At 68.5% G+C, this 12,380-nt stretch carries 10 protein-coding genes; 5 read left to right on the top strand and 5 right to left on the bottom strand.

The genetic code is table 11. The features are described 5' to 3' along the window. Window positions 1-5 precede the first annotated feature (5 nt). Window positions 6-1,130 (bottom strand): serine hydrolase domain-containing protein, encoded by a 1,125-nt coding sequence (locus tag EYW42_RS02755; RefSeq protein WP_135533722.1) that lies wholly within the window; start codon window positions 1,128-1,130, stop codon window positions 6-8. A 278-nt stretch (window positions 1,131-1,408) separates the two neighbouring features. On the opposite strand from EYW42_RS02755, the gene EYW42_RS02760 reads away from it, so the two are divergent. After that, on the top strand, window positions 1,409-3,685 hold the full coding sequence (locus EYW42_RS02760) for a NosD domain-containing protein (protein WP_135533723.1): 2,277 nt from the start codon (window positions 1,409-1,411) through the stop codon (window positions 3,683-3,685). Window positions 3,686-3,720: 35 nt separating this feature from the next. Here EYW42_RS02760 and EYW42_RS02765 read toward each other — a convergent pair whose 3' ends face one another. Beyond that, a complete protein-coding gene (locus EYW42_RS02765) occupies window positions 3,721-4,077 on the bottom strand; it encodes a thioredoxin family protein (RefSeq protein WP_135534028.1) in 357 nt (118 codons plus the stop codon). Between the two features lie 128 nt (window positions 4,078-4,205). Between EYW42_RS02765 and EYW42_RS02770 the strand changes: the two genes are divergently transcribed. Both EYW42_RS02770 and mutS read left to right on the top strand, forming a co-directional pair. Then, window positions 4,206-4,979: a DUF2267 domain-containing protein gene (locus tag EYW42_RS02770; RefSeq protein ID WP_202613789.1), complete on the top strand. Its 774-nt coding sequence runs from the start codon at window positions 4,206-4,208 to the stop codon at window positions 4,977-4,979. 167 nt (window positions 4,980-5,146) lie between these two features. Continuing rightward, window positions 5,147-7,930 (top strand): DNA mismatch repair protein MutS, encoded by a 2,784-nt coding sequence (gene mutS / locus EYW42_RS02775; RefSeq protein WP_135533725.1) that lies wholly within the window; start codon window positions 5,147-5,149, stop codon window positions 7,928-7,930. A 130-nt stretch (window positions 7,931-8,060) separates the two neighbouring features. Here mutS and EYW42_RS02780 read toward each other — a convergent pair whose 3' ends face one another. Continuing rightward, window positions 8,061-8,999, bottom strand: a complete 939-nt coding sequence (locus EYW42_RS02780; protein WP_135533726.1) for a diacylglycerol/lipid kinase family protein — start codon at window positions 8,997-8,999, stop codon at window positions 8,061-8,063. A gap of 231 nt (window positions 9,000-9,230) precedes the next feature. Between EYW42_RS02780 and EYW42_RS02785 the strand changes: the two genes are divergently transcribed. Next, window positions 9,231-9,689, top strand: coding sequence for a hypothetical protein (locus tag EYW42_RS02785; RefSeq protein WP_135533727.1), 459 nt, complete (start codon window positions 9,231-9,233; stop codon window positions 9,687-9,689). 1 nt (window position 9,690) lies between these two features. On the opposite strand, the gene nucS is transcribed toward EYW42_RS02785, so the two are convergent. Then, entirely contained in the window at window positions 9,691-10,401 is a 711-nt protein-coding gene (nucS, locus tag EYW42_RS02790) for an endonuclease NucS (protein ID WP_135533728.1), read from the bottom strand. Between the two features lie 171 nt (window positions 10,402-10,572). Beyond that, window positions 10,573-11,241 carry a DUF6735 family protein gene (locus EYW42_RS02795; protein WP_135533729.1) on the bottom strand — a complete coding sequence of 223 codons (669 nt, stop codon included), beginning with the start codon at window positions 11,239-11,241 and terminating at the stop codon, window positions 10,573-10,575. Window positions 11,242-11,367: 126 nt separating this feature from the next. Here EYW42_RS02795 and EYW42_RS02800 point away from each other — a divergent pair, with 126 nt between their 5' ends. Then, window positions 11,368-12,375, top strand: a complete 1,008-nt coding sequence (locus EYW42_RS02800; RefSeq protein ID WP_135533730.1) for an AIR synthase-related protein — start codon at window positions 11,368-11,370, stop codon at window positions 12,373-12,375. Window positions 12,376-12,380 lie beyond the last annotated feature (5 nt).

Consider the following 12,380-nt stretch of genomic DNA (forward strand, 5'->3'; position numbering starts at 1 on the left):
GACGCCTACCCGTACGTCTGTCGCACCGCGTCCGCGACGGTGTTCGCCCGCGCCCAGTGCTCGAACGACCCCTCGCGGATCCCGTTCGTGACGTAGGCGAACCCGAGGTCGGCGGCGCTATCGCCCCATCCGGCGACGCTCCCGAGGCCGAGATGGCCGAACGTCTCCGGACCGCTCAGCGTGCCGAACCCGTCGTTGACGGCGCCGCCGTTCCAGACGCCGAGCGCGTACCGCATCGGCCGGGAGAGCGTCCCGTCGTCGCGGGTGTCGCCGTGTATCGATGTCATCGCATCGACCGTCTCACGGGCGAGGAGCCGGCATCCGTCTATCGCGCCGCCGTCGGCCAGACAGCCGTAGAACCGCGCCATGTCGCGGGCCGTTCCGACGCCCGTCGACGCCGGAACGACGGACTCGAGAACCGACGGGTCGTTGAACGCGGCCGCGGCCTCCCGCGGTGCAAGCGTCTCCAGCCCCTCCCCCGGGTCGCGACAGCGGTCGAACTCCTCGAACCCGACGAGCGTTGCGACGTCGTCGGCGTCGTCGGCACCGAGCGTCGTGTCGTCCATGCCGAGGGGGTCGAACACGTTGGCCTGGACGTACTCCTCGACCGGCGTCCCGGTGACGCGCCGGACGAGTTCGCCGACGATCCAGCCGTACGTGAGCGTCTGGTAGGCGGCCGTCCCCGGTTCGAGGGTCAGTTCGGCGTCCTCCATCGCCGCGACGGCGGCGTCCCAGTCGTGCCACAGGCCGGGGCGGTCGTCAAACGCGCTCTCGGTGAGCCCGGAGTGGTGGCTGAGCACTTGCCGGACGGTGACCGCGGCTTTCGCCGTCCCGTCGTCGGCGAACTCGGGCCAGTGGTCGACGATCGGGTCGTCGTACGAGAGGTCGCCGCTCTCGGCTAACTGGTGGACGCAGACGGCGACGAACGGCTTCGTACACGAAAACAGGAGGTGCTGCTGGTCGGCCGCGGTTTCGTCCCCGTCGGGTCCGGTCGTCCCGCCCGCGAGGTCGAGAACGAGCTCCCCCTGTCGGTACACTGCGAGCTGTGCGCCGTGGTGGAGTCCCACGTCGAGGTGTCGCTGGAACAGGCGTCGAAGCTTCCCGTCAGGGTCCGTGGGAAACGCAGTCATAGTCGTGCCGGTGGTTCGGCGAGACCTGCAAAGAACCTGGCGACGAGTCAGCCGGCCGAAACGAACGGCCGCCGTAGTCGCCGTTTTCGCGGACGTAGGCACTGTTTGATTGTCCGAATGCCGAACGTAACAAAGGCCGTACTTGTCCGATACTCGGACGGTAGCATGACACTGCATCGTATGCAAGAACGGCGAACTGAACCGCCGCGACGGATGAGGCGATCCCTGACGACCGCCGTCGACGGCGCGAACCGACAGATCGACAATGGTGACGACGCATGACGGCCGCTCGGAAACTCTGTGTCGCGTTCGCGGCAGCGCTGATGGTCCTCTCCGCCGCGACCGCGGGAGTCGGGACGGCACTCGCGAGCGGAGCGGCCGCGGCACCCGCTCCCGCCGCGAACGTCGACGGCTGTACCGTCATCGACGAACCGGGCACGTACGAACTCACGCAGGATATCACCACGAGCGAGTCGGGACCGTGCATCGAGATCCGGTCGAGCGACGTGACGCTCGACGGGAACGGGCACTACCTCAGCCAGACCGGACCGTCCGGTGACCAGACGGACGGCGTGTACGTCAACGGAGCAGGCCGGTCGGTGACGAACGTCACGGTGCAGGACATGACCGTCGAGAACTGGCGTCTCGCCGTCTACTACGACCGGACGTCCGACAGCACCGTCCGGAACGTGACGACGCTCGGCAACCTCTACGGGGTTCGAACGGAGCTCTCAGACAACGTCACTGTCGAGGACAGCGTCGCCCGAGGCAACTCGCTCGGATTCACTGACCTCCGGTCCGATGACCTCGAATACCGCGAGAACGTCGCGACCGACAACAAGTGGGGGTTCCATTTCGAGCAGGAGAGCACGGGCCACGTGCTCGTCGACAACTACGCGGCCAACAACAGCCTGAACGCGTTCTACACGAATGATATAGGCGAGCAGGCGAACTACCGCGTCGAGAACTTCACGATCGGCGGGGGCGAACGGAGAGTGTCCGTCGGGTTCGACGGCGGGCGTAGCGTCGCGTTGCGGCCGGCTCCGTCCACCCCGGACGTTCCCGGTAACCGCTCCGACGTGGGCGCGTACGTCGAGGTCGGCATGAGCGGCGGCGACACGACGCTCGGTACGCTCACCGTCCACTACCAGGACGCGTCGGGCGTCGACGAGTCCTCGCTGACGCTCTGGCAGTACGACGAGGACGCCGGATCGTGGTCGGAGTTCGACGAACCGAACGGGGTCGACCGCGACTCGAACGCCGTCACCGCCCTCGGGATCCGCGGCGGACATCTGTCGAACGACCCCGTCATCGTTGCACCGGTCGGTGTCACTCACGACGGTGACGATGGCAGCGACGGTAGTGACGGCGACAATAGTGATGACGGTAGCGACGGCGGCGATGGGAATGACGGTAGTGACGGCGACGACGGTAGTGACGGTGATGACGGCGATGGTGACGACGGAAGCGATGGCGACGACGGAAGCGATGGCGACGACGGAAGCGATGGCGACGACGGAAGCGACGGTGATGACGGCAATGATGACGACGGAAACGATGGTGACGACGGAAACGACGGTGATGACGAAGACGACAGCGACGACAACGGTGGCAGCAGCGCCGGTGGCGGCGTGCCCGTCTCCAACAGCGAACCGATAATGACCGTCGACGTGGAGAGCGACGACGACGGCGTCACCGCAACCGTGCTGAACGGGAACGGCGGCGAACCGGTCGACATCGCCCTCGCAGAGCACGATGTCGGCACGACCGCGGTCGCGTTCGAGGACCTGTCGACAGCGCTCACCGCGGACGCCGACGGAACCCTGTCGGTCGCGGCGAGCGAGACGTCGCCGGTGAGCGAGGACGCGTCGGCGGAGAGCTTCGAACCCGTGTCGTACCTCTCGGTCGCGCACGACCTGCCGCTCGAAAACGAGTCGTTCCGGGTGACGATGAGCGAGGAACAGTTCGCCGCCCTCGACGCTGACCCGTCGGACGTGACGGCGATGGTTCACTCCGACGACGGCTGGGAACGCGTTGAGACGGAGAGCAAGATCGCCATCGGCGGCCGAGCCTACGACATCGACGCCGGCGGCGTCGGCAACGACACCGTCTTCGCTGTCGGCGTCGACCGCCCGGCAGTCGACGTGACGGACGTCACCACGAGCGACGACGCGACGGTCGGCGACGCCGCCACCGTCGAGGCGACCGTGACGAACGACGGCGCGACCGACGGGTCGACGACGGTGACCCTGCAGGTCGACGGCGAGGAGCGGGCCACCCGCAACGCGACCGTCCCCGAAGACGGGTCGGTCACCGTCGCGTTCGAACCGACGTTCGACGAGGCGGGCACGTACGACGTCGCGGTGGGGAACGCCACGGCGACGGTATCCGTCAGCGAAGCGGCGACCGAGACGTCCGACGAGACGACCGCTGCGACGAGCGAGGGATCGGAAGTCGAGGCGGCCTCGACTGAAGGCCAGCCGGGGTTCGGCCCGGTCGTGGCCGCGGTCGCGCTCGCGGCTGCGGCGCTGGTCGCCCTACGCCGTCGCCGGTAACGACCTCGGGCGGCCGCGGACGGTGCGTGAGTCCGTCAGGTGAACTGTTCGACCATGTCGACGAGTTCGTCGGCTTCGACGAATCCGTCGGCGCGGCGGTCGACCGCTTCGCCGTCGGCAAATAGAAGCAGCGTCGGAACGCTTCGCACGTCGTACTCGTCGACGAGGTCGAGGTCGGTCCGCGGGTTGCACATCGCGACGACCGCGTCGGTCGCGCGGGCAACGGTACCGATGACTGGCTCGACCGCCTGACAGAGCGTACAGCCCTTCGTGTAGAAATCGACGAGGACGACGTCGTGTTCTTCGACGAGGGCGTCCAGTTCGGCCCCGGTGTCGACGTGGACGGGCGCGTCGACATCGGCGTCGGGTCCCGGAGTTGTCGTATCGGTCATCACCGTTCGTAGCTGTTCCACGCGTTTTCTCCTTTCGGGGGTGGGCGATGCAGGCACACTATCGCGGCGGCGTGTCACCCGGCCGAGGGCTGTCAACGCTGAAACCGCAGGCGGTCGTGGGTCCGAGTATGGGGGCTGACGACTTCTACGGCACCGTCCAACTGGAAGGGGAACCGGCGTCGAACGAAACGGCCGCAGAGGCGACGCGAGCGGTTCTAACGACGCTCGCGGAGCGGATCACCGGCGGCGAGGCCGAAGATCTAGCCGCCGAACTCCCCGACGAAGTGGGGGACGCGCTCACGAACGTCGACCCGGACGAGGCCGAGGAGTTCTCGCGCGAAGAGTTCCTAAACAGGGTCGAGGAGCGCGCGGACGTGGACGACCCGCTGGCGGCCGCGCGGGCGGTAGCGGCCGCGCTCGGTGAACACGCGAGCGACGCGGAACTGGCGAACGTATGCGAACAACTGCCTGGCGAGTTCGACACGGTACTCGAACCGGGCGTCGGGATTGCCGCCGGCGAGTTCTACGACACCATCGCGGAACGAGGCGGTCCTGAGTCCCGCGACGAGGCGAGGACCGCGACGGCGGCGGTGCTGGAGACGCTCGCTGAACGACTGGCCGGCGGGGAGGCCCGGGACCTCGCGACGTACGTTCCCGGTGACCTGGACGTGCCGCTGAAGGACGCCGAGGGCGACCCGCCGGGGTTCGGCGTCGACGAGTTCGTCGCCCGCGTCGCGGACCGGGCCGGTGTCGACGATGACGCCGCCGCTGAGTACACGCGGGCGGTGACCGACGCCGTGGGGGAGGCGGCGAGCGGTGCGGAGTTCGAGGACGCCATGAGCCAGTTGCCGGGCGAGTACGGCACCGTGTTCCGGAGTCCGGACGCCGCCAACGGCGAGTGATCGGAGCCGCCCCCGACAGCCGCCAACAGCGAATGACGGGAGAACGGCGGTGCTGACGACCGACGACGAATGACCGAGACGGCGGAGCGGTCCTGACGACGACCGGCAGCGGGCGACCCGGATCGGTTTCCGAGAAGTATATTTCCCCGGGGACACGGTGGACAGCCATGGACCCGGCGCTGGGATCGCCCGAGAAGATGGCGGAGCAGAGCGAGGACCTGACGCCGATGATGAGTCAGTATCACGACCTCTGCGAGCGGTACGACGACTCGCTCGTCCTTTTCCAGGTCGGCGATTTCTACGAGACGTTCTGCGAGGCCGCGGAGACGGTGTCTCGGTTGCTGGAGATAACGCTGACGAAACGCGAGGACAGCACGGGAACGTATCCGATGGCCGGCATCCCGATAGACAACGCGGAGTCGTACGTCGAGACGCTGCTGGATGCGGGCTACCGCGTCGCAGTCGCCGACCAAGTGCAAGAGCCAGAGGAGGCAAGCGGCGTCGTGGACCGCGCGGTGACGCGCATCGTCACGCCGGGAACGCTCACCGAAGACGAACTGCTGGAGACAGACGACAACAACTTCGTCGCCTGTTTCACCGAGTCGCCCGTCGACGGCGGTCGAGCGGAGTCGAAACGGGACGGCCCGAGCCACGACGCCGAGTACGGCCTCGCGTTGCTCGACGTCTCGACCGGCGACTTCTACGTGACCGGCACCGATTCGGTGTCGACCGTCGCCGACGAGGTCGGCCGGTTCGCGCCGCCGGAGGCTATCACCGGTCCGGACGTGTGCGTCGGGGCGAAAGAGGTCTTCTCCGCGGACTGCATGGTGACGCCGTACGACGAGGCGGCGTTCGAGAGCGACGCGGCCCGCGAGAAAGTCGCCGCCTACTTCGGCTCGCCGGACCGCCTGCTCGCATCGGACGCGGAGATACGGGCCTGCGGGGCGCTGCTCGCCTACGCCGAGTACACGCGCGGCGGCGGCAAGTCGGCCGACGACCTGCGGGCGCAGCGGGATTCGGAGTCGTCCCCCGACGGACGGGACGGCCACCTCGACTATCTCAATCACCTGACCCGGTACGACCCGCGGGAGTACATGCTGATGGACGCGGTGGCGCTCCGAAGCCTCGAACTGTTCGAGCGCCGGGGCGTCCACGGCGCGGACGGCGCGACCCTCGTCGACGTGCTGGACGAGACGGCGAGCGCCATCGGGAGTCGGAAGCTGAAAGACTGGCTCCGGCGACCGCTGGTTGACCGCGACCGCATCGAGGCCCGACACGCGGCCGTCGCTGAGTGGACCGAACGCGTCCGGACCCGCGAGTCGGTCCACGACCGCCTGCGGGACGTGTACGACATCGAACGGCTCATTGCTCGCGTCTCCCGCGGCCGAGCGAACGCGCGGGACCTCCGCTCCTTGAAGGAGACGCTAGACGTGGTGCCGGAGCTGAAAGCGTCCCTCGCGGACGCCGAGACGGAGCGGCTTCGAGCGATCCGCGGGAACCTCGACGAACTGGCGGACGTCCGTGACTTGATCGGCGAGGCGATCCGGGAGAACCCGCCCGCCGAGATAACCGAGGGCGGCCTGATAGCGCGCGGCTACGACGACGAACTCGACGAACTGCGCGAGACGGAGCAGTCGGGCAAGGAGTGGATAGACAGCCTCGAAGCGCAGGAGCGCGAGCGCACCGGCGTCGACTCGCTGAAAGTCGGGCACAACTCCGTCCACGGCTATTACATCGAGGTGACGAACCCGAATCTGGACCGCGTGCCGGACGACTACACGCGCCGGCAGACGCTCAAGAACTCCGAGCGGTTCTACACCCCGGAACTGAAGGATCGAGAGGACGAGATAATCCGGGCCGAACAGCGCGCCGACGACCTGGAGTACGAACTGTTCCGCGACGTGCGCTCGACGGTCGCCGCGGAGTCCGAGCGCGTCCAGCGCCTGGCCGACACGGTCGCGGAACTCGACGCTCTCGTGGCGCTCGCGGAGGTAGCCGCCAAGCACGACTACTCGCGGCCCGAGATGGTCGACGACCGCATCCGGATCGAGGACGGACGTCACCCCGTTGTCGAGCGTACCCAGGAGTCGTTCGTCCCCAACGACGCCTCCTTCGACGGCGACGCCTTCGTCGGGGTCATCACCGGTCCGAACATGAGCGGGAAGTCGACGTACATGCGTCAAGTGGCGCTGATCTGCGTCCTCGCGCAGGTCGGGAGTTTCGTCCCCGCCGACGCCGCCGAACTCCGGATCGTCGACCGCGTGTTCACCCGAGTCGGCGCGAGCGACGACATCGCCGGCGGCCAGTCGACGTTCATGGTCGAGATGACCGAACTGTCCGAAATTCTGCGGGCCGCCACCGACGACTCGCTCGTCCTACTGGACGAAGTCGGCCGCGGCACCAGCACGACGGACGGGTTCGCCATCGCGCGGGCAGTCACCGAGTACCTCCACGACGAGGTCGGCTCGACGACGCTTTTCGCCACGCACCACCACGACCTCACCGACGTGGCGAGGGACCTGTCCGGCGCGTTCAACCGCCACTTCGCCGCAGAGCGTGAGGGGGAGTCCGTGACATTCAGCCACGAACTCCGGCCGGGTTCGGCGACCGCCTCCTACGGCGTCGAAGTGGCCAGCATGGCGGGCGTCCCCGACCCCGTCGTGGAGCGCTCGCGGGCGCTTCTGGCCGGCGCTGGCGAGGGCGGGTCCGCCACGGCAACTGCGGCTGGCGCGGCCGAGAGCGAGTCACCCGCGGATGTCGGCGACCCGTCGACCGCCGACGTGCCCGACGATGCGTCCGCGACGGCGGACCGCGACCCGCCCGTCGCCGCCGACGGCGACCCGGACGTGCCGCTCTCGGTGGCCGAACGCCTGCGCTCGGCGAGTCTCGCCGACACGACGCCGCTGGAGGCGCTCCAGTTGCTCGACGAGTTAAAGCGCGAACTGGACTAATCGTCCTATCGGGCGGGTCCGGTGGGCGTCCCATCCACCGGGCCGTGGACCAGAAACGCACCCCGTCGTCGACGCATCAGATACGTCACGTCGACAGCGCCGCGACGAGACCGGCGAACGGCGGACCGCATTACGTCGCGTCGTCCGCGGCCACGCTGTACTCCTCGGCTACTTTCACTCGGAGCGCACGGGGGCGAACGGTGATCCGCACGTCTTCGAACGGCCGGATCTCGCCGTCGAGACTGAACCGTACCTCGCCGCCGTCGAGGCTGGAGATATCTATTTCGGATGCCCGCAGGTCGGTCACGTGGGGCGTCTCCTCGTGGAGCAGTCGCTGCTCGATCGCCTCGACGAGGGCGTCGTCCGGCGGCATTTCCTCGACGATGGTCACCCGCAGCAGCCCGTCCTCGGCGTTCGCCTGCCCGCCCGTCTTCGCGAACTGCCGGACGTTGCCGACGAGCACCGCCAGCGCCTCGCCGCGCCACTCGACGCTGCCTTCGGTTGTGTCGGCCTCCACGTCCACCCGCAGACCGTCGAACTCCAGCGCCTCCTGTGCAGCGCCGACGACGAACGCGAACGGGCCGAAGCGCTGTTTCAAACCGTGAGTCGCCGCGGCGCTCACGTCCGCGGGCAACCCCGCGATGGCCGACATCACGAACGGTTCGTCACCGGCCGTCCCCAGGTCGATCCGCCTGATTTCGCCGGAGTCGGTGACCGCGAACCCGTGTTCCACGTCCCGAACACCGAGAGCCGACGCGATGATGTTGGCCGTCCCCGTGGGAACGACAGAGAGCGTCACGTCGCCCAGCGCGTCCGCCTCGACCACCCCCTGAACGGCCTCGTGGACGGTGCCGTCGCCGCCGCAGACTGCGAGCAGGTCGACTCCGTCGGCGGCGGCTCTCGCAGCGAGTGTGACGGCGTGTCCGGTGCGCTCGGTTTCGACCACGTCGAATCCCCGCTCCGCGGCGAGTTTGCGGGTCCGTTCGACGTGGTCGGCCGTGCCGCTCGTGGGGTTCAGGATGAGTCGACGGGCTCCGTCTCCCGCCTCCTCCGCGGCGTCGCCGGTCATCGGACACAGTACGCGACGGGAACACAAAGGCGATGGGCTGTCGACAGTCGTTCGGCGTCGGAGATGACGGTAGATATCACCTCACACTGTCGGCTGTACCTTCGGAACGATACTCGGATCCCTGCTGGTTCGATATTCTCCAAGAGATCACAGCCGACAGTATCAGTGGTTTCATCGGTCGATGAGTAGATTTTTTGCACGACAGTGAGAAGAGAACCGAGAGGGAACAGCGTGTACACGAAAGGAACTGCGGCGCAGACGTACAGAGCGGTCAATCAGTTCGCGGCAGCCCTGCGGTCGAATCTGATCGGTCGGCCCCGCACTGCCGTCGCCGTGACTGTCGCCGCCCTCACGCTGGCAGTCGTCTCCGCACAGCAGGTCGCCGCCAGAGACGCTTATCTGTGGATCGAACATTCGCTTCCGACGTACGCTGGAGAGGTGACTGGCGTTTTCCTCCTCGCCGGCGCAGCGCTCGTCGTCCTGGCAGCGGTCGCCACAGTACTCGGGGCCGGACTGGTTCCGGCGGCCCTGCTGGCTGGTGCCCCGGCGTTCGGGTGGGCGGTCACCCACACGGGTGCGCCGATCACGCTGCAGTACGCGGCCACCTACCCGGTAGAGATGGCACTGCTGTACGGCATCGTCTTCGGGAGCGTCGGCTACGTGTTCGGGAACACTCTCCGACGCACCTGACTCACGGCGGCGACAGCGAAACGAACTCCAGTCCTTTCTCGTTCAGTAGACGGCGCGCGCGGTCCGTGACAGAGGGCGCAACGAGGACGCCGCGGACGCTCGCCTCCGTGTGGAGCGAGCGTTCGAGCGCGTCCACGTAGCGGTCGAGTTGGCCGACGGCGTCCGGGCCGACGCGGCGGCGCTTGAGTTCGACGACGGCGGTGCGGCCGTCCGCGTCCTCCGCGTAGATGTCGACCGCACCGGCCGGCGTCTCACGCTCGGTCGCGAGCGGCGTAAAGCCGGGTTCGACCAGAGACGGGTCGTCGAGGATGCGCTGGCGGAGGTCCTCCTCCGTCCCTTCGAGCGAGAGGTCGTTCGCGTCCGTCACGTCGAACGCTGACACCTGGTCGACGCGCTCGAACTCGACGATGAGTTCCTCGTCGGGCGTGGAGCGGCGGCTACGGACCCGGAGTCGGCCGTCGTCGGTCAGGCCGGGAGCGTGCGTGCAACCCGGCGGCTGCCAGTTGACGGGCTTTTGTCCCTCGTCGGTGTGGACGAGTATCGTCCCGTCGGGCTTGAGCATCACGTGGCGGTCGCCGGGGCCGAGTTCGCTCGACGCCCGACCGTCGTAGTCGACGGTACAGCGGCCGAACAGGGTGACGAGTGACCCCCGTTCGACGCCGTCCTCGACCGTCGCCAGCGCCTCCTCGGCCGTCGGGGCTCGCAGCGTCACATCCGTCGTTCGTCCTCCGCTCGCAGTCACTGGATCGGGGTACGGGCCGGGCGGACAAAAGCGGACCGCGTTGCGGTGCGAGTGAGGGAACGGAACTGCATCGGGAGCCGGACTGGACCCGGCCGGGGAATCGCGAACAGAAACCGCGTGGGGAACGAGGCGAGTATCGTCCTACTCTCGCACGATCACCTCCCGTCGTTCGCCGACGTGTTCCCGGGCCCTGTCAGCGAGATACGCCGCCGCCTCGTCGCGGGAAACCGTCCCCTCGGCAACCACGTCTGCGACCACGGCCTTCGTCGCGCGAAACCACCGGCGCAGGCGCGGGCCGCCGTACGGCCCCCCGTCGGGGTCGGCAGCGACGAGCGCGCCCGCGTCCTCGCGAGCGTCAGCGAGCGAGGGCTCGCCGGAACTCGTTCCGGCGGCGTCCTCGTGAGACGAAGTCGAACGAGGGTTCGATCTGCTTCGCTCATCGGCGTCCTCGCGACCGTCAGTGAGCGAGGGCTCGCTGACGGTCGGCAGGCCGAACCACAGCGACAGGTACGCGGTGGTGTCGTAGTCCGCCGCGACGGCGAACAACGCTTCGTGTTGGCGGAAGTCGACAGCGTCGACCACGCCGTCGAAGTCGAGGTCGGTCACGACGGGGCGACGGTCGACGGGACGCGGACTGGATCCCAGTGACGGGCCGCGTCTGACCCGCGCAGCACCGGTCTGCGCTCCGCCGAACGGCGTATCTTCGGCGATCCGGCGGGCGAGCGACAGGTCGGACCCGCCCCAGCGCGATCGGTGCAGGTCGTAGTTGCCGTTCGGACGTTCGTATGCGACGAGCGCTCTGTGGGCCACGGGAGACGAGGTGGCCGCGGTATCCTACAAAAACCTCAGCCGTCTCCGCAGCGTCGGGCACCGGCGAACCGCTCAACCGGTCCCGGAAATCAGCACGACTTTGCCGCCGCCGACCGGACCCACGGTATGAGCGATACCGGGAAAGTCGACCGAGAGTTCTTCGACGAGTTCATCTACCCGCACCTCGGGACCGACCGCGGTGACGTAGCGCTCGGACCCCGCCCCGGCGTCGACTTCGGCGTCGTCGACGTGGACGGGACGGCGCTGGTGACGGCGACGGACCCCATCTCGATCCTCCCCGGTCTCGGGTGGGAGCGCGCGGCGCGGTTCGCCCTCGGCATCGTCCTCGCGGACGTTGCCGTCTCCGGGCTTCCGCCGTCGCATTTCGCCCCGGCATTCCACCTGCCGCCGGAGATGGACGACGACTCGTTCGCCGCGGTCTGGACTGCGATAGACGAAACGCTGACTGAACTGGGGACCGCGGTCGTCACCGGCCACACCGCCCGGTACGCCGGGTGTTCGTTTCCCTGGATCGGCGGCGCGACCGCGATGGCGGTCGGCGACCCGGACGACATCGTCCGTCCGGACGGCGCGAACCCGGGCGACCGCCTGCTCGTGACCACGGGCGCGGGGGTCGAGGCGACGGCGCTGTTCGCATCGCTGTACTCCGGACAGATCCCCGCGGACGACGTGACTGTCGATGCCGCCGCCGCCCGGCTTCCGGGAGCCAACCACGTCCGCGGCGCGGTCGCCGCTGCCGCTGCCGGCCCTGTGTCGGCGATGCACGACGCGACGGAGGGTGGCCTTCACGGCGCGCTCCACGAACTCGCAAGCGGTGCCGGCGTCCGGGTCGAGTTCGACCGCGACGCGGTTCCACTGCCGGACGACGTGCGGCAGGTCGCCGACGCTCTCGACTTCGACCCGTGGTGTGCGACGAGTTCGGGGACGCTGCTGGTGACCGCGCCGTCGGAAGCAGTCGACCGGGTGCTGGAGGCGCTGCGGGGCGAAGGCCTCGCGGCCGCCGAGGTCGGCGAAGTTCTGGAAGGGGAGGGCGTCGCCGCCGACGGTGAGGCGGTGCCGAAGCCGGAGGGCGACTCGTCGTGGCCGGTGTACGAGCGATTGGCAGGGGAGTGAGAGCT

It is taken from the genome of Halostella pelagica (genome assembly GCF_004762015.1).
Classification (GTDB): domain Archaea; phylum Halobacteriota; class Halobacteria; order Halobacteriales; family Natronoarchaeaceae; genus Halostella; species Halostella pelagica.

Bases quoted from the DNA above. Each gene is read 5' to 3' on its own strand.
- EYW42_RS02770 (WP_202613789.1), top strand. From the start codon at position 4,206: ATGGGGGCTGACGACTTCTACGGCACCGTCCAACTGGAAGGGGAACCG.
- EYW42_RS02780 (WP_135533726.1), bottom strand. From the start codon at position 8,999: ATGACCGGCGACGCCGCGGAGGAGGCGGGAGACGGAGCCCGTCGACTC.
- EYW42_RS02760 (WP_135533723.1), top strand. From the start codon at position 1,409: ATGACGGCCGCTCGGAAACTCTGTGTCGCGTTCGCGGCAGCGCTGATG.
- EYW42_RS02765 (WP_135534028.1), bottom strand. From the start codon at position 4,077: ATGACCGATACGACAACTCCGGGACCCGACGCCGATGTCGACGCGCCC.
- mutS (WP_135533725.1), top strand. From the start codon at position 5,147: ATGGACCCGGCGCTGGGATCGCCCGAGAAGATGGCGGAGCAGAGCGAG.
- EYW42_RS02800 (WP_135533730.1), top strand. From the start codon at position 11,368: ATGAGCGATACCGGGAAAGTCGACCGAGAGTTCTTCGACGAGTTCATC.
- EYW42_RS02755 (WP_135533722.1), bottom strand. From the start codon at position 1,130: ATGACTGCGTTTCCCACGGACCCTGACGGGAAGCTTCGACGCCTGTTC.